The sequence below is a fragment of the Bacillus sp. FSL M8-0077 genome (genome assembly GCF_038050255.1).
Classification (GTDB): Bacteria; Bacillota; Bacilli; order Bacillales; family Bacillaceae; genus Bacillus; species Bacillus altitudinis.
In genome coordinates this window covers 1,881,428-1,901,834 of sequence record NZ_JBBPAF010000001.1, presented here as the reverse complement: position 1 = coordinate 1,901,834, position 20,407 = coordinate 1,881,428, and the positions used below count along the sequence as shown (strand labels likewise).

The window sequence follows — 20,407 nt, the reverse complement described above, 5'->3', positions numbered from 1 at the left end:
CACTGTTCTTTACGAACGATGTTCGTTATAATATAAATGAAATGTAATTTAAAACGATTTCTACAAAGGGATGAGGAGATGCAGAAGATGACGTCATTATGTAAGGATCAAAAGCAAATCGCTATCATCGGAGGAGGACCTGGGGGACTAACACTTGCCTTAATTTTGCAAAATTACGGTATACAAACAACCATCTACGAACGGGAGATGCATGACAAGAGTCTTGAACGAGGAGGCTCACTGGATATTCACGAAGAAACAGGCCAAAAAGCATTAAAAGAAGCAGGAGTTTATGAGAAATTTCAAAGGAATGCCCGTTATGAAGGAGAAGATTTCCGATTACTTGATAAATCAGGAAGAATTTATTTAGATGAAGAAACGGAATCAGATCAAAAAGGTACTCGCCCGGAAATTGATCGTGGTGTGTTATGTGAACTACTGTTAGAACAAATTGATGCTGAAACCATCAAATATGGATATAAACTAGAAAGATGCGTTTCATTAGAATGTGGTATGACAGAGCTTCATTTTGAAAACGGAGTTGTCGAGACAGTTGATCTTTTGATTGGGGCTGATGGTGCATTTTCTCGTGTGCGTCCTCTGTTAACAGACATGGAGATTGAATACTCTGGGCTCACGATGCTGGAATTAAATGTCCTAAGCGTAGAGATGAACCACCCTGATTTAGCTAAATTTAATAAACGTGGGAAGTTGTTTGCTCTAGCAGACCATAAAGGACTGATTGGGCAGTTAAACGGAGATGGCCGAATCAAAGTGTATGCAAGCCTTATGGTAGAACGCAGCTGGATCGAGACTTGTGGTATACCGTTTCATCAAGCGAAAGAAGCAAAAGAACAAATATTAGCGTTATTTAGTGATTGGGATGATCAGTTGAAAAATTATATTCGTTATGCAGAAGATGCCATCATTCCAAGACGGATTTATACGCTTCCTATCGGTTTTAAATGGAACCGTCATAAAGGAGTAACGCTTATCGGTGATGCAGCTCATGTCATGTCACCATTCGCAGGCGAGGGTGTAAACATGGCGATGTTTGATGCAAGGGAGCTAGCACTTGCTATTGTCCGACATCCTCATGATATTGAAAAGGCCATTGAGGAATACGAAGACATGATGTACGAATATTCATCGGAAAAGGCACATGAATCGGAGAATAGTTTAAAACTGTGTTTTTCAAAAGACGCTGCGGTCAAGCTTGCAGATATGATGAATTCTTTTCAAAAGGATGATGATTGATGCTCAATTTACTATTTTACTTTGACATGTTATAAAGAGAGTATGAACAATTCAAATCGTCGTATGATCAGTCGCCGGTCTCGGCCGGCTAAAGAACCCTTAAGCCGTGAGCTTATTGTGAAAACAGCCTATGAGCTTCTTAAGGAGCAAGGAATAGAGGGCATGAGCATGCGTAAGGTGGCTAAAGCACTCGATACGGGACCTGCATCCTTGTATGTCTACGTGAACAATGTTCAAGAACTCAGTGCTTACGTATTGGATTATGGTCTCGGACAAATGGTTTATCCAGATTCAGAGGATGGCACATGGAAAGAACAGTTATTCGACATATTGCATACTTATTTCCTACTGCTATTCGAAAAACCTGGTCTCGCTGAAATTTCTCTTTCCACCATTCCACAAGGAACGAACTTTCTTCAGTTGACCGAACATCTTCTCGCTGCATTGCATGAAGGCGGGATCAAATCTACATCCGCAGCATGGGGAGTAGACCTATTGCTGTTATACGTATCTTCGGTAGCATACGAAAAGGTCTCTTGGAAAAAACATGACTCTTCGCAGATTTCAGACACAAAAAAAGCATTTCATGATGCAGACAAAGCGCGATTTCCTTTCATTCATCGTGTAAAAGAAGAAATGTTTGCAGGTGATCCCGTTTCAATGGAACGATTCCGATGGGGAATTGACGTCATTTTGTATGGAATCCAGCAGGAAGACAATTAGAAAGGAGCACAAGAAAAAAGCAGTCAATGGCTGCTTTTTTTATATGGTAATTTTCATATTTATGATCTTGTGAGCATCATGATATATAAATAAATCTATATATTGTTTTTATGTATAAAAAATTATATAATCTAGTGGAATAAAAAAATGAGGTGCTTAGGCATGGAACATATTAAAAAGTTATTAGAGAGTTATATTCCTTTAGCAAAATCTACTGCAAAAATGTTTGGACCAAATTGTGAAGTGGTGATTCATGATTTAACGAATCCTCAAGCATCTGTCATGTTTACAGTAAATAACCATGTGACAGGAAGAGAAATCGGCCAATCATTTGATCATCTCGTAAAGACTGTATTACAATCAGAAGATTTTAAAGAAGATTATTTGGCTGGTTATACATTTGTAACAGAAGATAAGCGTACGATTCGTTCTTCGACTTCATTAATACGTGATTCAAAGCAAAAAGTAATCGGTGCTTTCTGTATCAATTTTGATGTTGAAGCACTAAATCAAATGCAGCAATTTATGGACACATTTCTTTCTACACAAGTGGAAGCTCAAGGAAAAGAAACAACATCAAATGATGATCTTGAAAATGTGGAAGAAATAGTGGATCAATTGATTCAACAAATCATTCAAAACAGTGTTCATCCAGTCATGAAACGTCATGAAAAAATTGAACTAATTAAATTCATGGATGAAAAGGGCATTTTTTTAATGAAAGGATCTGTTGAGAAGGTCGCATCTATGTTAGGCATTTCCAAAGTAACCGTCTATAGCTATTTGGATGAAATCAAAAATAAATCGAGGTAAGGAGTGTCAAAATGGAAAGCGTACTCGAGGTAGGAAATCTAAAATCAAACGGACACTATGCATTCGCAACCATTCATCAAAACACGGTCTATGTTTCGGGACAATTTGCTATCAATCCCGAAACGACAGAAAAAGAGTTCGGCCCCATTGAAGAAGAAACATTACAAGCGCTTAAGAATGTGGAGATGATTGTAGAAGCTGCAGGAAGTAAAAAAGAAAAGATTTTGCGCATGACATTATACATTTCAGATATTGAATTATGGGACAAAGTAGATGCGGTTTATACCGAATTTTTCGGTGAACATAAACCAGCTCGTACGGTTGTGCCAACGAATGCATTACATTTTGGATTCAAAATTGAAATGGATGCCATTGCATATGTTTAATATATTTTTTTGCCCATTCCATATAAAAAATTATATTTCGTATAAAAAAATATTTATAGGGGTTGATGATTGATGAATCAATTGATTTGTAACCATTGCGGGAAAAAATATGAGATGACACCAACTCTATGGAAATGTGATTGTGGTGGAGTATTAAATCTAGTAAAAGATACCCCGAAAATAGACGTCGCAGCTTGGGATCACTATCCAAATTCATTATGGCGTTATGTTGAAACCATGCCATTTCCAAAAGGTTCTAAGACGTGGGAATCTGTCACCATGGGCGAGGGGCAATCGCCATTCATCCTTTTAGATTCTAGTGAGCCAAATACTTATGTAAAAGTTGATTATATGATGCCTACACTATCATTTAAAGACCGTGGAGCAGCTGTGTTAATGACAAAAGCTAAAGAATTAGGAGTAACAAAAGTCATTGCTGATAGCAGCGGGAATGCAGGAACGGCAATTGCTGCGTATGCGGCGCGTTGTGGTATTGCCTGTGACATCTATCTCAGTGATCAAACGTCACCTAAAAAAGTCGCTCAAATAAAAGCACACGGAGCAACGATTAAAGAAATTCATGGTACACGAGAAGACATTGCAGCCGCGGCCCAAAAGGCAGTAGATAATGAAAACGTTTTTTATGCAAGCCATGTCTATAACCCTTACTTTTTTGAAGGAACAAAAACATACGCCTATGAAATCTATGAACAACTAAAAGGAGCACCGGATGCTTTAATCATTCCGGTTGGAAACGGGACTCTGCTCCTCGGTGCGTATTATGGCTTTAAAGAGTTATTCGAAAATGGTCTCATTCATAAAATACCGAAAATTGTTGCCGTACAAGCAAAGAACTGCGCACCACTTGTGAAAGCTTTTCAACATGCGGAGGAATCAGCAACGCCTGTGACGAATAAAGGAACCTTAGCAGAAGGGATCGCCATTGCTGCACCGGCACGCTCCAAACAAATTTTAGAAGCTGTATACAAGACGAATGGTACGTTTATTGATATTGAAGAAGAAGAAATTCTACATGCACGCTCTAAACTAAGTGAGAAAGGATTTTATGTCGAAGTGACATCTGCCATCAATTTTGCTGGCTACATGAAATATCAAAAGGAATCAGCAGAAACCATCATCATTCCTCTTTGTGGTGCAGGGATTAAATCAACATAAACCTATAACGGAATTTTACTTTTTACCAGTTCAATCATTTAAACGTTTCCGAAGAAAGAAGGGGGCGAAAGTAAAAACTGCAAAAGCCACTGCAGTCCAATATATATTCTTTGATTTTCTTGTGTCCGTCAAGAAAAACTCTGGAATTGATGTTATGTGGTTTGTAATGAACCAATTGTCGAATAAAGAGGAATTTAGGCAGTGAAGATAGAAATAATGTTTAATTGTTACGAGAAGTGGGACTTATGTTGGCTCGTTCAAAAAGTAGAAGTACTAGAAGACGTTGAACAAGGAAGGGGAAAGATGATGGGATGGGATTGGATTTTACTCATTGCGAAGCACATTGGTCATACACCGACTTCCATGATTTTAGATGCAGGTTAGCAGCGTGTATTGGGATGAATTTAGATAATATGCAAGGGTTTGGCGGAGAAATACCATTTGAACATTATACAGATGACATCATCCCGTTGTTAGAACAACCAGATTCCGACAGTTACTTAATGCCAGAGGTTTGTCAGACCGTTGCAGTTAGATTGCGTCAACTGATCCGCAATTGGCCAGATGATGATATTGATAAAATGAACGCTCTCCATCTAGCAGAGGGAATGGAACTGGCACATCAACAAAATGAGCCTTTGGGATTTATATAAAGTAAAGAGAATCTTTACGTATCAATTGATTCTTTCCCTCAATAAAATAGAGGTCAAGGATAAAGTTTTTCATTTGTGTTCATGACGTAAAACCATGTCTTAAGTGACATGGTTTTTTGCTTGCAATAAAGTACGAAAGCGATATTAGAACATATTCAAACAGCTCGACATTACACAATAATCAAAGCATAAGCAGAAAATTGGTTTGCAAAAAAATGTTGGTACTGGTACTTAAAACACCCAAATGACTCATGATAGCATAAATCCAACAGCATGCTGGCACAAAAATGATAGCTATTATGATCCAAAAATAGAATTTCCTTAAGGTGAAATGAAAGGGGAGCATAACTAGCAGTCATGATATCTCGACTGTTTCGTGCTAGAATTCCTGCTTTGTTCGCTGTACCGTTGCTGACCTTTGTATTTCCTGAAGAAAACATTTGGACTCTACCTATTGCCACATTTTTTGCATGTGTGTTTATGTTCAGCTTTATATTGTTATATAAGAAGGGAAAAGAGAACTTCGATCCGGAGAAAACCGGTTTGCATCCGGAATTCAATGACGCCATTCAGCAACTCTTTTTTCATTTTCAGTCATAATCCCTTCAGCATTTATTGGGTTAGGAATTTTCAAGAGAATAAATTTTTGTTTAAATTCATATAATCAATTGATTATATAAGTTTTCAGTTATATACTGTTGAAGGAGTTGATAACAGGGACCGACACCAATATTTGAAAAGAGGGGGTAATCATTGTGACTGCAGATGTTTCAATTGGTGTGACACATATGTCGAATTGTTTAAAAACACTCAGTGATCAAACAAGACTGATCATGATGAAATTATTTTTGGAGAAAGAATATTGTGTGTGTGAACTGGTAGATATGTTCGAAATGAGTCAACCAGCTATTAGTCAGCATCTACGAAAATTAAAAAAAGCTGGATTTGTTCATGAGAACAGAAAAGGGCAGTGGCGTTATTATTCAATCAATACACTGTGTCCAGAATTTGAGACCATTCGTATCATCTTAAATCAAATTAATAAAGAAGATGACCTTTTAAAAAGAATACAACAGAACGCAACAAACATTTCTTGTTCGTAAGGAGGGATGGGTTTGAGTTTTGCCGTTTTATCGTTACTTATATTTCTGTTCACTTTGGTATTGGTTATTTGGCAGCCAAAAAATTTATCCATAGGTTGGTCCGCATGTGGAGGGGCTATTTTAGCATTAATCGTAGGTGTTGTGAATGTTGACGATGTGATCACCGTGACAGGCATCGTTTGGAATGCGACTTTAGCTTTTGTCGCCATTATCGTCATTTCACTCATCCTTGATCGAATCGGCTTTTTTGAATGGGCAGCATTGCATATGGCAAAATCTGCAAAAGGCAGTGGGTTGCGTATGTTTGTGTATGTGACCATCCTTGGTGCAATCGTCGCTGCTTTATTTGCAAACGATGGTGCAGCACTTATTTTGACACCCATTGTTTTAGCCATGGTCAGAGCATTACACTTCAATGAAAAAATTGTATTCCCTTTTATTATCGCGAGTGGGTTTATTGCAGATACAACGTCGCTCCCTCTTGTCGTAAGTAATTTGGTGAACATTGTAACAGCCGACTATTTTAACATTACGTTTATTGAATATGCATCAAGAATGGTGGTTCCAAACCTTTTTTCGTTGCTTGCGAGTATCACTGTACTGTACCTTTTCTTTAGAAAGAGTATACCTAAACGCTATGATATGAATGAGTTAAAACACCCAAGTGAAGCAATAAAAGATCCAAAGATGTTTAGATTATCTTGGTATATATTAGCTTTTTTATTGATTGGTTATTTTGCAAGCGAATTTTTATCTATACCTGTATCGGTCATAGCTGGTGTGATTGCCATTTTATTCTTGGTCATTGCACAAAAAAGCCCTTCTGTTCAAACAAAAAGCGTTCTAAAAGAAGCTCCCTGGGCGATCGTTTTCTTTTCCATAGGTATGTACGTTGTTGTCTATGGCATGCGAAATGCAGGGCTTACTGATGCTCTTTCAAGCGTGATTCAAGCTGTAGCAGATCAAGGTTTATTAGCAGGGACTCTTGGTATGGGATTTATCGCAGCGATTCTTTCATCTGTCATGAATAATATGCCGACGGTCATGATCAATGCATTGGCCATATCCGGCACCGATACACAAGGAATGATGAGAGAAGCGTTAATATACGCAAATGTCATTGGTTCTGATTTAGGACCAAAAATTACGCCCATTGGCTCCTTAGCAACACTACTGTGGCTCCACGTCCTTTCTCAAAAAGGTGTGAAGATTTCCTGGGGGACATATTTCAAAATAGGGGTCATTTTAACTGTACCAACACTATTCATTACACTTTTAGCGTTGTATTTCTGGCTATTGATTATACATTAAAGGAGACGATCAACATGTCAAAGAAAACAATTTACTTTTTATGTACCGGTAATTCTTGCCGCAGTCAAATGGCTGAAGGTTGGGCTAAAAAGCATCTTGGAGATGAGTGGAAGGTTTATAGCGCTGGTATTGAAGCTCATGGATTAAATCCGAATGCTGTAAAAGCAATGAAAGAAATAGGGATTGATATTTCTAATCAAACGTCTGACCTGATTGATCAGAACATATTGCATCACGCTGACTTAGTCGTCACACTATGCGGTGATGCAGCTGATAAATGCCCGATGACTCCACCTCATGTCAAACGTGTCCATTGGGGCTTTGATGATCCAGCAAAAGCAGAAGGAACAGAAGAAGAGAAGTGGGCATTTTTCCAAAGGGTAAGAGATGAAATTGGAGATCGATTGAAACAGTTTGCTGAGACTGGAAAGTAACTTCTTGTAATGAAAAATGGATTCACCTTCAGCATGGTGAATCCATTAAAGTTTATTTTCACTTTAACCGACAAACACTTCTCCCTCTGGATAACGTATTGGGCTTTTCGTTCGTTTCATAAAGATAAATACGATGGTTAGAGAGCCTACTCTACCAATAAACATAAGAATCGCCAGAATAACCTTACCTAAAAACGTTAAATCCGGAGTCAACCCCATTGAAAGACCTACCGTACCAAATGCTGAAAGAGTTTCAAAGACAATATCAATAAAAGGAGCTTTTTCAGTCATAGTCAATAAAAAAATAGTGATAAACACAAAACATAAACTGATAAAGCTAATAGATAATGCTTTAATAACTACATCATGTTTTATTGTACGTCTATAGATAACGGGTTCTTTATTCCCTTTCAGAAAATGCAGGACAGAGATCAAAATGATCATCATCGTTGTTAACTTAATCCCGCTTCCTGTAGACGCACTTCCCGCACCAATAAACATAAGAAGCATGATAAGAGTTAAAGAGCTTTCATGCATATGTGCTATATCAAGCGAATTAAAACCTGCAGTTCTTGGTGTCACAGCTTGAAAATAAGAGGCCCAGAATTTATCAAGAAGATTCATAGGACCTAGAGTATGGGGGTTTCCAAATTCCATTAAAAAGATGAGTAAAAGCGCAACACCATTTGTTATGAGGGTTCCTATGATCATCAGTTTCGAATGGATTGATAACAATTTAAATCTCCGCTTATTCCAAATGTCAAATATCACTGTAAATCCAAGACCACCAATGATAAACAGGAAGGTGATGGTCAAATTAATCAGTGGATCATGTACATAGTCCATCAAACTATTTGAAAAAAGAGAAAAACCAGCGTTATTAAAAGCAGAAATGGCATGAAATAAACTGATGTACATCCCTTTAAAAAAACCATATTCCGGTATCCACCGAAATGATAATATACACGTAGCCATTAACTCGAATGTTATTGAAAAGATAAACAAAACCTTTATAAGACGTACAATACCACCTATATTTGTCAGATTAAAAGCCTCTTGAACCAATAATCTCTCTCGTAAACCTACCTTTTTACCAAATAACAAAATGACCATGACAGCTAAAGTTAGAAAACCAAGCCCACCAATTTGTATCATCAGCTAAAATTTGAGGAGGCGTTAATTTTACTGATTTTTTTAAAAATTGATCATATTTAAACATTTCCTAGCCTACTTTCACTCACCTGAAATTTTAATGTTATTATATAACGAATAGGGATACGAATGTTTATCTATGATCAATTTATTTAAATAGAAAAAAGATTTGATAGACAACAAAAGGAGTCATTAAAATGCCTAAAAAAGAATTTGCTGTTATCGGGTTAGGTCGTTTCGTGGGAAGTATATGTAAAGCATTAAGTGAAGAGGGACTTGAAGTGCTAGCTATGGATCTAAATGAAGATCGTGTAAACGAATATGCGCAAATCGCTTCGCATGCAGTCATTGAAGATTCAACAGATGAAGCCGTATTGAAAAACTTAGGGTGAAAACATCCAGGCTAGTGTTTTAACAACCATTATATTATTGGAGGACAATGATGTCGTAGTTATGCTACGAAAATGTATATCGCTCTTTTAAACGTTTACAGGGTGAAGGGGAATGATTATTGATTGCTATTGGAGAATTTCTTCGAGCAGCACATGCAAAAGCTCGGTGTTTTAATAATGATAGTGATGATCCTTTATATTTTCATTCTATTAGTTTACATAATATATATTCTAGGAAGTTAAAGAACAATTGAATTTTCTTCGTCTCATTATTAAGTATACTTATCTTATTGAGATAAAACGAAAAATGAAAATCTAACGGTTGATTCGTCAGATTTTCATTCCTCTAAATGTTTTAAAATTTTTGCAGGATTCCCGCCAACAATCACATTTGCCTGAACATCTTTCGTTACAACGGATCCCGATGCAATGACAGCATGATCTCCGATTGTCACACCTGGATTGATAATGGCACCGCCGCCAATCCATACATGATGTCCAATTGTGACTGGTTTGCCGAATTCAATACCTGTTTGACGCTCTACTGGATTTAACGGATGTCCAGCTGTATAAATATGTACATTCGGACCTAACAAACAATGATCTCCAATTGTAATCTTGCAAACATCTAATAACACTGCATCAAAATTTGCAAAAAAATGCTAGCCAACCTCGATATTGTATCCATAATCACTTTGTAATGGCTCATTTGTTTGCTGATAGGCAAATGTCAATTGTCGCGCTTTTGCTCGATCTGCCTTCAATGTGTGGTCATTTGGGTGATAGTATTCTCCCTTGATCATCTTTTCTTTTTCTGTTTTCATGTTCATCTCCCTTTTATTGAAACTTCATTCATCGTTTGAATGAATGCCTCGGTGAATTGTGTCGTCGTCTCATTTCCTCCTAAATCCTTCGTTTTCAAGTTCTTTTTTAAGGTCTCATCAAGAGTATGTTCGATCAGACTGGCTGTCTGTTTTAATCTTTCATCTTGATATTTCACATGTAGCCAGTTACAAAGCATCACTGTAGAAAGAATCATGCCCATTGGATTGGCGATATTTTGACCAGCAATATCCGGTGCTGAACCATGTGCCGCCTGTGCCATCGCTTGATTTTCATTGCAATTTAATGAGGGTGCCATTCCTAAACTGCCGACTAGTTCCCCTGCAAGATCAGATAAAATGTCGCCAAACATATTTTCTGTCACAATCACATCAAAATCACCTGCACGTCTCACTAAATGGGCAGCCATCGCATCAATATGAATATCCTCAACCTCCACTTGCGGATATGCTTTCGCTACCTCTTGACATGTTCGTAAAAACAAGCCAGATCCTAATTTGATCACGTTCGCTTTATGAACAATGGTGACTTTCCCCCTCCTCTCCACTGCACGTTGAAAGGCTGCGTGGGCAATACGGGTAATTGCTTTTTTTGTAAACACACCTGTAGATATGGCGACATCTGGTGTAATCATCCACTCTCCTGTCCCCTGATACATATTTCGATCTGGATAAAAGCCTTCTGTATTTTCTCGAAAAATGACAAGGTCGATGCCACTGGCAACGCTTTTTACACCTGGCAGCGATTGCGATGGACGAATATTTGCAAATAAATCAAATGTATGACGAAGTTCTCCACTTGGATTTCTTCTTTCTTTCAATAGATCAGGATATGAAGCTGAATCATGAGGTCCTAATATCCAGCCATGGCATTTTTTCAAGGCGGCTATCGTAGATGCTGGCACTGGATCTTGATGAGAATGAATGGCTTCAGCACCAATGGGACACTCTACAAATTCCACAAATGGTTCATTGAACTGTGACAGCGCTGTCTTTAAAATACGCATACTAGAATTAACAATTTCCGGTCCAATCCCGTCTCCCTTTAAAACACCCATTCGATATGACATATGTATCGCCCCTTTTGTCTTTATTCTATCAAAGAAAGATGAAGTTGGAATATTTTCTTCATGATGATCCTCCCTCATGTTATTTACGAATCAGGAAGTCTCCTTTATAATCGAGTAGATTTGTTCTGTATGACTACATAGATATGAGGGATTAGATGAAATTAAAGTGGTATAAAGCGATCATTGTTATTTTTACGATGTCTGGGATCTCCATCTCCACTTGGTTTTCAAGAACACCAGAAGTGAGAGATTTGTTGCAAGCAGATACAGGCACCATGGGACTCATTTTACTCGGCCTATCTGTAGGTTCCATTGTCGGGCTGATTCTTTCCAATGTATTCGTTCGCAAAAAAGGCGGCCGAGTGGCGATTGTGGTCAGCGCTTTTTTGATGTTTATTGGATTCTCAACCCTTGCAATCGGCGCCGCCCTCTCTTCTACGCTAATTGTCACTGCTGGTCTTTTTCTTTTTGGTTCAGGCTCAGGCATGTGCAATGTAGCCATGAACTTAGAAGGAACGGAGATTGAGTATCAGATCAAGAGAACGATCCTGCCAATTTTGCATGCTTCTTTCAGTATTGGAACGTTAATTGGTGCAGGTGCCGGAATTCTCTTTATTTATTTAGGTGTGTCTGTCCTCATTCACCTTCTTACCATTGCACTCCTTTTCTTTCTCAGCATCCTGATTTGTACACGGTTTATTCCGCACGGGACAGGAAAAGATTCGGATGAGACGCAGACAGAATCAGTTGAGGCTTCTCAAACATCATGGCTGAACAAACGGACGATCTCATTAGCGATGATTGCCTTATGTCTCGCATTTGTAGAAGGTTCTGCAAATGATTGGATTCCACTAGCAATGGTTGATGGCTATCAGGTTTCTCATTCAATGAGTACGGTCATCTATGCATTATTTTTGTGCGGGATGATTAGTGGCAGACTGGTAAGCGGACGTTTCATTGATCGCTTTGGCAGGGTGCTATTGCTAAGAATCGCGATCTTATCTGCTGCCGCCGGACTATTCTTGGTGATTTTAAAGATTTCACTCGTCGTGTGTATGATATCTATCTTTTTATGGGGACTTGGCGCGTCCTTAGGCTTCCCGCTGACCATTTCAGCAGCTGGTGATGATAGCCGCTATGCTGTCAAACGTGTCAGTATCGTCACTTTATCTGGGTATACAGCCTCTCTATCAGGGCCCCCTGTTTTAGGACTGCTCGCCAATCAAGTCGGACTGCTTCATGCGTTTATTTTTGTTCTGTTTGCCATTTGTATTGCGGGAATCTTCACAAAAGCTGTTGCAAAACCGACATCAATACATTCTTTTTGACAAGTGCCAGATCTTTGATCTCGGTACTTTTTTTAAATTTAATAAATAAAATTGAAACCTTTCATGAAGTGAAACAGTCCTATAGATGTCTTGATGTTTAGCGCTTTTTTAAAGAGGGAAAGTAAAAAAATAAGACTTTTCAAATAACTGAAAACGTGGTAAGATCATGAAAATAAACAGGAAGGGGTGAGATAAATGAAAAAAAATATGCTGTTAAAATTAGCAGTCTTATTCATAGCACTTGCAAGTTTTCATTTGTTCTCAATGCCTCATTCCGTTCAGGTATACCATCATGCAAAGGTGGTTGCTGATCAAGAATCACATGAAATGAAAATCGTTCAGACAGCAGGCGATGATAAAAAACAAAAACATGTGAACGCAGTATTTGCGGCATTTACAGCACTGTTAGTCATTGGCAGTATGGCAGCTGGATTTGCACGCATCACTTATACTGATCGATTTGACCGGAAAAAGAAGCATTTACTTGCAGTGTTCTACCAGTCTTCGAATTTCCGAGTAGCTCGTGTTAACCCAACCATTTAATCAAACAAAAATTGGGAGGTTTTACACGATGTTATTTTTCTTAAGAGTATTCATTCTAGGTCTATTCTCTGTCACTTCACTTTCTCTTTTCGTTTACCAAGGAATTGAAGTAGTGCATGCCATCACAAGCATGTTTGGCAATCACGAGAGTTAAATTGACCTCATCATAAAAAAACCCTCTGCCTTAGGGACGGGACTGACCCCCGTTTTTGAGACAGGAATCAAAACACCTTTATGAAACAGCCAGTTGCCGAAACTCTTTTGGTGACTGGTTGTTTAATTTCAATTGAATTCGGATATTGTTATAATAATCTATATACTCCCTGACTGTTTTTTCTACAATGGCTGTTGTAGTGTTTGTCAGGTGGTGGAGATAGAATCCTTCTGATTTTAAACTGGAGTGGAAGGATTCGATGGGGGCATTATCAGCGGGCATTCCCTTACGGGACATGCTCATGGTAATGCTTTTTTCCTTTATCTCCTTTTGATAAGCATAAGAAGTGTAGACCGAACCTTGATCACTATGAAGTACGCAGCCTTTAGGCAGTGCCTGTAGCTGATTCAACGTATCTAGAACAAGCGAAACATCCTGTTTATCACCAATCGTATAAGCCACAATCTCACTTGTATATAAATCTTTTATGCTAGATAGATAAAGTATTTTTTGGCCAAAGGGCAAATACGTTATATCAGTCACCAATTTTTCAAGTGGCTTTGTCGCAGTAAAATCCTGTTTTAAGTGATTTTCTGCAATATAATAAGGTTGACCAGTCTGTTTACGCTTTTTTACTTTCACACGACACTGTAAACCGTAGGTTTGCATAATACGTTGTACGGTCTTATGGTTCATTTTCATTTCTTTTCGCAGTAGAGCCGTTATTTTACGATAACCATACGTATATTGGTGTGCCTCACAAACGATGAATGTCTCCAGATTTATACCATTTCATCCATGTTTTAAGTTGGGTCACATTCCGAATATTTAATTCCTCCAACACTTTTTTAACTGGTACTCCCGCCAATCGCATTTCAATTGCCTTCATCTTCACTTCAAATGGATAACTAACTCTTGAACCCATAGAAAAACACCTCCAAATTGTTTTCAGGTATTCTATACCCGATTTTCAACTTAAAGGTGTTTTTATCTGTCTCACTTTATGGGGTCAGTCCCTTACGCAGGGGGTTTTCGTTTTGCTTATTTATTGTCATCTTGGTCAGATGCAGCAGGTGTTAGAAGAACTTGAGTTACTTCTCCCTGCTCTTCCTCATCTAAAATAAACGATCCATTGCTATAACGATCATTTGCCCTCAGTGTGGAAATATCGAGCGGAATCGTGGCACCCTTTTCCGTATCAATCTCAAGTGTATCGTGCAGTGAAGCAGCAATCACAGCAACAGTTCGGTGAGGGTTTTTCTTTAATTCTCTTAGCATGATCACTCCGCGCTTTGCTCTTGATGTCTTATCAAATTCAGAGAGGTTCATCCGCTTCACAGCACCTCTTTGTGTCGTGAGCACAAGCACATTGTTCTTCGGATCAATGATTTGTCCAGAGACCACCTCGTCTCCGTCCTTCAAATTGATGCCTTTCACACCAGCCGCTCTCGGACCGACCACACTCACTTCTTCTTCATCAAACCATAATCCATAGCCATTTTTCGTTGCAATAAACAATTCTTGCTGACCTGTTGTGACATGAACATCTACAAGTTCATCATCGCCTTTTAAATTCAAGGCGACAAGCGGTTTTGAATAACGCTGCGCTTTATATTGGAGAAGCTCTGTTTTCTTCACCATACCGCCTTTTGTAAAGAACAGGAGATACGATGATTCATCGAATTCTTTAATTGGGATCGCTTTTTGAATGGATTCATCGCGATCAATCGAAATAATATTCGTAATATGCTGCCCCATGTCTTTCCAGCGTATATCTGGCAACTGATGAACTGGGCAGTAAATGTAGCTCCCTTTATTCGTAAATAGCAGAAGAACATCTGTTGTATTCATTTCAAACTGGTGAATCAGTCGGTCTGTATCCTTCATACCGAAGTCCTTACCGTTTGATGCGGCATAGGAACGCTGGCTCGTCCGTTTGATGTAACCATCCTTTGTGACTGTGACGTAAACGTCCTCTGATGCAATCATCACTTCAAGGTTAATCTTAATTTCTTCAATTTTTTCCTCAATGACGGATCGTCTTTCATCAGCATATGTCTTCTTCAACTTCTTCAAATTGTTCGTAATGACTTTAAACAGCTTCTTCTCATTCGATAAAATGTCTTCAAGCTCTGCAATTCGCACGTCAAGCTCTCTTGCTTCGTCTCTTAGTTGGGTGATATCTGTATTTGTTAAACGATATAACTGGAGAGAAACAATCGCTTCTGATTGTGCTTCTGTAAAATCATATTTCTCCATCAAGTTGTTTTTCGCATCACGCTTATCATTAGACGAGCGGATCGTCGCAATGACGTCATCTAAAATGGAAAGAGCTTTAATTAACCCATCTACAATATGATGACGTTCTTTCGCTTTTCTAAGCTCGTATGCTGAGCGGTTCGTCACCACTTCTTTTTGATGAGCAATGTAAGCGTCTAGTACAGTTGTAAGCGTCATTAAAGTCGGTCTTCTGTTATGTATCGCGACCATATTAAAGTTATACGGGATTTGCAGATCAGAATTTTTATATAAGAAATTCAAGACACCATTCGCATCTGCTTCTTTTTTCAGCTCTACAACAATCCGAAGGCCGGTACGATCCGTCTCATCCCGAACTTCTGAAATTCCTTCTACTTTTCTTTCAATGCGGAACTCGTCCATCTTTTTGACAAGATTGGCCTTATTCACTTCATAAGGAATTTCTGTGATCACGATTTGCTGACGTCCACCACGAATGGTTTCAATCTCCGCTTTTCCGCGAATCATAATCTTTCCTTTTCCTGTTTCATATGCCTTCTTAATACCGTCCACACCTTGAATGATCCCGCCTGTTGGGAAATCTGGCCCTTTGATGACTGTCATTAAATCCTCAACCGTACAATGCGGCTGTTCGATTCGCTTAATCACGCCATCAATCACTTCTCCTAGATGGTGCGGTGGAATATCAGTCGCATAACCGGCTGAAATCCCTGTTGAACCGTTCACAAGAAGGTTGGGAAACATCGCTGGTAAGACAACAGGCTCTTTGCTTGTATCATCAAAGTTCGAGACAAATTCGACTGTCTCCTTGTCGAGGTCCCTTAAAAGCTCTGATGCAATGGCAGAAAGCCTTGCTTCCGTATAACGCATGGCAGCAGGAGGATCTCCGTCGATACTCCCGTTATTTCCATGCATCTCAATCAGTACATTTCGCACTTTCCATTCCTGGCTCATTCTCACCATCGCTTCATAAACCGAAGAATCACCATGCGGATGATAGTTACCAATGACGTTACCGACTGTTTTAGCAGCTTTACGGAAGTTTTTATCTTGTGTATTTCCTTCTGCATACATCGCATATAAAATTCTACGTTGCACAGGCTTTAATCCATCACGTGCATCTGGAAGTGCACGATCTTGGATAATATATTTACTATAACGACCAAAACGGTCCCCAATCACTTCTTCTAACGGTAAATCATGAAATCGTTCTTGTTGTGCCATGTTTAAACCTCCTCAGCTAGCGACAAGTTTTCATTTTCAAGAATGTTGCTTTCCTCATCAAGTCCAAAGGCGACATTCTTTTCAATCCATTTACGGCGTGGTTCTACTTTGTCACCCATCAGTGTCGTGACGCGGCGTTCCACCCGTGCAGCATCATCGATCTTCACCCTGACAAGCGTTCTCGACTCTGGATTCATTGTCGTTTCCCATAGCTGGTCGGCATTCATTTCACCTAAACCTTTATAGCGCTGAATCGTATATCCTTTTCCAACTTTCTTTAGTACGTCATCCATTTCTTCATCAGACCAAGCATATTCAATGACTTCTTTCTTCCCTGAGCCTTTGCTGACTTTATATAAAGGCGGAAGGGCAATGAATACTTTGCCATGCTCAATCAGCGGCTTCATATAGCGGTAGAAGAATGTAAGCAATAGAACCTGAATATGCGCACCATCTGTATCAGCATCTGTCATAATGACAATTTTGTCATAATTGATGTCTTCTACATTAAAATCGACACCAACCCCGCCGCCAATGGCATGGATAATGGTATTGATTTCTTCGTTTTTGAAAATATCCGCAAGCTTTGCTTTCTCTGTATTAATGACCTTACCTCGAAGCGGCAGCACCGCTTGGAATTTCCGGTCACGTCCTTGCTTGGCTGATCCACCCGCTGAGTCGCCCTCTACTAGATACAGTTCATTTCTTGCCGGGTTTCTAGATTGAGCAGGTGTTAATTTTCCGCTTAGTGTTGCTTCAGATTTTTTTCGTTTCTTGCCACTCCTTGCTTCTTCTCTTGCTTTTCTAGCCGCTTCTCTTGCCTGCTGCGCTTTAATCGCTTTTTTCACAAGCAGTGTCGCCGTTTCACGGTTTTCTTCAAGAAAATAAGCCAACTTTTCAGAAATAACGGCATCAACAGCTGACCTTGCCTCACTCGTTCCAAGCTTTCCTTTTGTTTGTCCTTCAAATTGAAGAAGTTCTTCAGGAATTCTGACAGAAATAACAGCTGACAGGCCTTCACGAATATCTGTGCCTTCTAAATTTTTGTCTTTTTCTTTTAAAAGGGCCACTTTGCGTGCATATTCATTAAAGGCTCTCGTCATGGCCGTTTTTGCACCAGACTCATGCGTACCGCCATCTTTTGTTCTGACGTTATTGACGAAAGAAAGAATATTCTCTGAATAGCCATCGTTAAACTGAAAGGCTAAATCTACTTCAATGGACTGATGTTCCCCTTCAAATGAAATGACTTCACTAAGTACATCCTTTTCCTCATTTAAATAAGCAACGAACGCTTCAATACCTGTCTCATAATAAAAGGTTTCCTGCACATCATGGCGCTCATCAATCAACTCTATTTTTAGCCCTTTTAATAAAAAGGCTGATTCTCTTAATCGCTCTGATAATGTATCAAAATTATAGGTGGTGACACTGAACATCGTTGGATCTGGCTTAAAATGAATCAGTGTACCTGTCTTTTTCGTTTTCCCGATTTTTTCAAGTGATGTGACGGGCTTTCCGCCATGTTCAAAGCGCTGGTGATAAATAAATCCATCGCGTTCTATTGTCACGGTGAGCCACTCTGAAAGTGCGTTTACAACGGATGCCCCAACCCCGTGAAGTCCACCACTTGTTTTATAACCGCCTTGACCAAATTTTCCGCCTGCGTGCAGGACCGTTAAAATGATCTCAGGTGTCGGTTTTCCAAGCTTATGCATACCAGTAGGCATTCCGCGTCCTTTATCTTGGACGGAAATGCTATTATCTTTATGTATTTTGACAATGATATGATCTCCATGGCCAGCGAGCACTTCATCGACAGAGTTGTCTACAATCTCATAGACAAGGTGATGAAGACCGCGGGAATCCGTCGACCCAATATACATCCCTGGACGTTTACGGACCGCTTCAAGTCCCTCTAGCACCTGAATAGAATCATCGTTATAATCTACTTGCTGCTTTTTAACCAAATGCTTAATCCCCTTTCACTAACAAACATAACCGGCTAATCATCAATGATCTCTCTAGATTTTAATGATGATCATGCTGCTCATTACTGTCCACTTTAATAAGCTGCATCATCACCATGCATGTGTGATTCAGTAATACATGCTCTTTTGCACGGTTATGAATCATGTTCTACATTCTGCAATCAGAACTAGAAGTCCATTATAAACAAGACTGTTTCATAAGCCAAATGCAATCATATGATGGTTTTAGCAAAAAAGAACAAATGTTCTACATTTATCTTATCGCTCTTTTTCTCGATATGCAAGGTCACCGATATGTCCCTGTCGCCTTATTTTATCGCTTTCTTCTAGAATCGCAAATATATTTCTGCAACAAAAAAGCAAAAATCCTTGGTTTTTCAAGGATTTTTGACGATTTAATGAGTTTTTGTCATCGCATGAGCCACTTTGATACATAAATCCATGATGGCGACCTTGCCATTTTCCTCAATCAGCCTTTTCGCATCTTCATGATATACGCCTTGCTGTGCCCAAAAAACAGGTGCATTTATTTCAAGAAATTCTTTCGCCACTTCAGGCAAAAACTCTGAACGTCTAAAGACATTGACGATATCAACAGGCCCATCTATGTCTTTTAAAGAGCCTACCGCTTTTACCCCAAGTGCTTCATCAATCGTTGGATTGACAGGAATGATGTCATAACCGGCATCCTGCATGGCTTTTGAAACCATATAAGACGTTCGATGCGGCTGATCTGACAAACCAACAACCGCAATTCGCTTACTGCTTTTTAATATACGCCCAATTTCTTGTTTTGAAGGATGATTCATCCAGACACTCCTTTTCTTCTATTTTAGCGAATTTCTTGTTAAAAACAAAGCCGAATTCATCGGCCGTCGATTTTTTCAAAAAAAGATCGACATGTTTTTCATAAGATCATGTTAAAATGTAAGACAAGAGGGAGAATATAAAGGAGTTATGCAGATGTTAATTGCTTTGATGTTTATTTTGGCTTATCTACTCGGCAGTATTCCATCAGGTCTCATTGTCGGGAAAGCTGCAAAGGGAATCGATATCCGTGAACATGGCAGCGGAAACCTAGGTGCAACGAATGCATTTCGTACACTTGGTGTGAAAGCAGGGTCTATCGTTATTACTGCTGATATTTTAAAGGGGACTCTTGCTTCGGCTTTACCGTTTTTCATGCAACTGGACATTCATCCCTTATTAGCAGGAGTTGCTGCTGTTATCGGTCACAGCTTTCCTGTTTTTGCAAAATTTAAAGGGGGAAAAGCGGTCGCTACATCAGGCGGCGTGCTATTATTTTATGCCCCGTTCTTATTTATTACGATGATCGCTGCTTTTTTCTTATTTTTATACATTAGTAAATATGTTTCATTATCATCTATGCTGACTGGGATCTACACATTCATTTACAGCATATTCACCCAAGATTTATTTTTAATTATTGTTGTTGCCGTTCTTGCTGGCTTTGTAATCTTCAGACACATTGCCAACCTCAAACGGATTTTCAACAAAACTGAACCGAAAATCAAATGGCTTTAGCCGTTTCATCAATTTAAATATGTGGTAAAAGTAAAGAAAAGCTGTTTTTGT

General features: G+C 39.0%; 19 protein-coding genes and 3 pseudogenes. 15 read left to right on the top strand and 7 right to left on the bottom strand.

The features are described 5' to 3' along the window. Window positions 1-87: 87 nt before the first annotated feature. From NST57_RS09725 to arsC, 10 genes are all read left to right on the top strand, one after another. Window positions 88-1,257, top strand: coding sequence for an FAD-dependent oxidoreductase (locus NST57_RS09725; RefSeq protein ID WP_341298462.1), 1,170 nt, complete (start codon window positions 88-90; stop codon window positions 1,255-1,257). Window positions 1,258-1,299: 42 nt separating this feature from the next. Then, window positions 1,300-1,980 (top strand): TetR/AcrR family transcriptional regulator, encoded by a 681-nt coding sequence (locus NST57_RS09720; protein WP_445818787.1) that lies wholly within the window; start codon window positions 1,300-1,302, stop codon window positions 1,978-1,980. Between the two features lie 162 nt (window positions 1,981-2,142). Then, complete coding sequence (locus NST57_RS09715; protein WP_341298461.1) at window positions 2,143-2,793, top strand: helix-turn-helix transcriptional regulator; 651 nt, start codon at window positions 2,143-2,145, stop codon at window positions 2,791-2,793. Between the two features lie 11 nt (window positions 2,794-2,804). Next, on the top strand, window positions 2,805-3,179 hold the full coding sequence (locus NST57_RS09710) for a RidA family protein (RefSeq protein WP_163116581.1): 375 nt from the start codon (window positions 2,805-2,807) through the stop codon (window positions 3,177-3,179). Between the two features lie 72 nt (window positions 3,180-3,251). After that, window positions 3,252-4,355, top strand: coding sequence for a threonine synthase (locus NST57_RS09705; protein WP_341298460.1), 1,104 nt, complete (start codon window positions 3,252-3,254; stop codon window positions 4,353-4,355). Window positions 4,356-4,556: 201 nt separating this feature from the next. After that, on the top strand, window positions 4,557-4,739 hold the full coding sequence (locus NST57_RS09700; RefSeq protein ID WP_160141245.1) for a hypothetical protein: 183 nt from the start codon (window positions 4,557-4,559) through the stop codon (window positions 4,737-4,739). 14 nt (window positions 4,740-4,753) lie between these two features. Then, window positions 4,754-5,008 carry a hypothetical protein gene (locus NST57_RS09695; RefSeq protein WP_341298459.1) on the top strand — a complete coding sequence of 85 codons (255 nt, stop codon included), beginning with the start codon at window positions 4,754-4,756 and terminating at the stop codon, window positions 5,006-5,008. Window positions 5,009-5,796: 788 nt separating this feature from the next. Then, the gene (locus tag NST57_RS09690) at window positions 5,797-6,111 is read left to right on the top strand and encodes a metalloregulator ArsR/SmtB family transcription factor (RefSeq protein ID WP_200831260.1); all 315 of its coding nucleotides are present in this window, start codon (window positions 5,797-5,799) and stop codon (window positions 6,109-6,111) included. A 12-nt stretch (window positions 6,112-6,123) separates the two neighbouring features. Further along, a complete protein-coding gene (locus NST57_RS09685; protein ID WP_341298458.1) occupies window positions 6,124-7,422 on the top strand; it encodes an arsenic transporter in 1,299 nt (432 codons plus the stop codon). A 14-nt stretch (window positions 7,423-7,436) separates the two neighbouring features. After that, window positions 7,437-7,856, top strand: coding sequence for an arsenate reductase (thioredoxin) (gene arsC, locus NST57_RS09680; protein ID WP_142155189.1), 420 nt, complete (start codon window positions 7,437-7,439; stop codon window positions 7,854-7,856). Between the two features lie 63 nt (window positions 7,857-7,919). Here the strand turns inward: arsC and NST57_RS09675 are convergent, their stop codons facing one another. Next, window positions 7,920-9,011 (bottom strand): TrkH family potassium uptake protein, encoded by a 1,092-nt coding sequence (locus NST57_RS09675; protein ID WP_341298457.1) that lies wholly within the window; start codon window positions 9,009-9,011, stop codon window positions 7,920-7,922. Between the two features lie 194 nt (window positions 9,012-9,205). Between NST57_RS09675 and NST57_RS09670 the strand changes: the two are divergent. Beyond that, window positions 9,206-9,443 (top strand): annotated as a pseudogene (locus NST57_RS09670) (NAD-binding protein); the annotation flags it as partial. 295 nt (window positions 9,444-9,738) lie between these two features. On the opposite strand, the pseudogene NST57_RS09665 reads toward NST57_RS09670, so the two are convergent. Both NST57_RS09665 and NST57_RS09660 read right to left on the bottom strand, forming a co-directional pair. Continuing rightward, a pseudogene (locus NST57_RS09665) lies at window positions 9,739-10,224 on the bottom strand (DapH/DapD/GlmU-related protein). 2 nt (window positions 10,225-10,226) lie between these two features. Continuing rightward, a complete protein-coding gene (locus tag NST57_RS09660) occupies window positions 10,227-11,390 on the bottom strand; it encodes an isocitrate/isopropylmalate dehydrogenase family protein (RefSeq protein ID WP_341298456.1) in 1,164 nt (387 codons plus the stop codon). A 77-nt stretch (window positions 11,391-11,467) separates the two neighbouring features. Here NST57_RS09660 and NST57_RS09655 point away from each other — a divergent pair, with 77 nt between their 5' ends. The 3 genes from NST57_RS09655 to NST57_RS09645 all read left to right on the top strand — a co-directional run bounded on the left by NST57_RS09655 (window position 11,468) and on the right by NST57_RS09645 (window position 13,337). Continuing rightward, entirely contained in the window at window positions 11,468-12,640 is a 1,173-nt protein-coding gene (locus NST57_RS09655; protein ID WP_341298455.1) for an MFS transporter, read from the top strand. A 195-nt stretch (window positions 12,641-12,835) separates the two neighbouring features. Then, window positions 12,836-13,183, top strand: a complete 348-nt coding sequence (locus tag NST57_RS09650) for a hypothetical protein (RefSeq protein WP_142155186.1) — start codon at window positions 12,836-12,838, stop codon at window positions 13,181-13,183. 28 nt (window positions 13,184-13,211) lie between these two features. After that, a complete protein-coding gene (locus NST57_RS09645; protein WP_008343787.1) occupies window positions 13,212-13,337 on the top strand; it encodes a hypothetical protein in 126 nt (41 codons plus the stop codon). A 78-nt stretch (window positions 13,338-13,415) separates the two neighbouring features. Here the strand turns inward: NST57_RS09645 and NST57_RS09640 are convergent. The 4 genes and pseudogenes from NST57_RS09640 to NST57_RS09625 all read right to left on the bottom strand — a co-directional run bounded on the left by NST57_RS09640 (window position 13,416) and on the right by NST57_RS09625 (window position 19,620). Next, window positions 13,416-14,262: pseudogene (locus NST57_RS09640) on the bottom strand (IS3 family transposase). Between the two features lie 116 nt (window positions 14,263-14,378). Next, complete coding sequence (gene parC / locus NST57_RS09635) at window positions 14,379-16,820, bottom strand: DNA topoisomerase IV subunit A (protein ID WP_341298454.1); 2,442 nt, start codon at window positions 16,818-16,820, stop codon at window positions 14,379-14,381. A 2-nt stretch (window positions 16,821-16,822) separates the two neighbouring features. Continuing rightward, complete coding sequence (parE, locus tag NST57_RS09630; RefSeq protein WP_142155184.1) at window positions 16,823-18,790, bottom strand: DNA topoisomerase IV subunit B; 1,968 nt, start codon at window positions 18,788-18,790, stop codon at window positions 16,823-16,825. A 416-nt stretch (window positions 18,791-19,206) separates the two neighbouring features. Then, a complete protein-coding gene (locus NST57_RS09625; protein WP_142155183.1) occupies window positions 19,207-19,620 on the bottom strand; it encodes a CoA-binding protein in 414 nt (137 codons plus the stop codon). A 154-nt stretch (window positions 19,621-19,774) separates the two neighbouring features. Between NST57_RS09625 and plsY the strand changes: the two genes are divergently transcribed. Beyond that, complete coding sequence (gene plsY, locus NST57_RS09620) at window positions 19,775-20,356, top strand: glycerol-3-phosphate 1-O-acyltransferase PlsY (protein WP_142155182.1); 582 nt, start codon at window positions 19,775-19,777, stop codon at window positions 20,354-20,356. The last annotated feature ends 51 nt before the right edge of the window (window positions 20,357-20,407 follow it).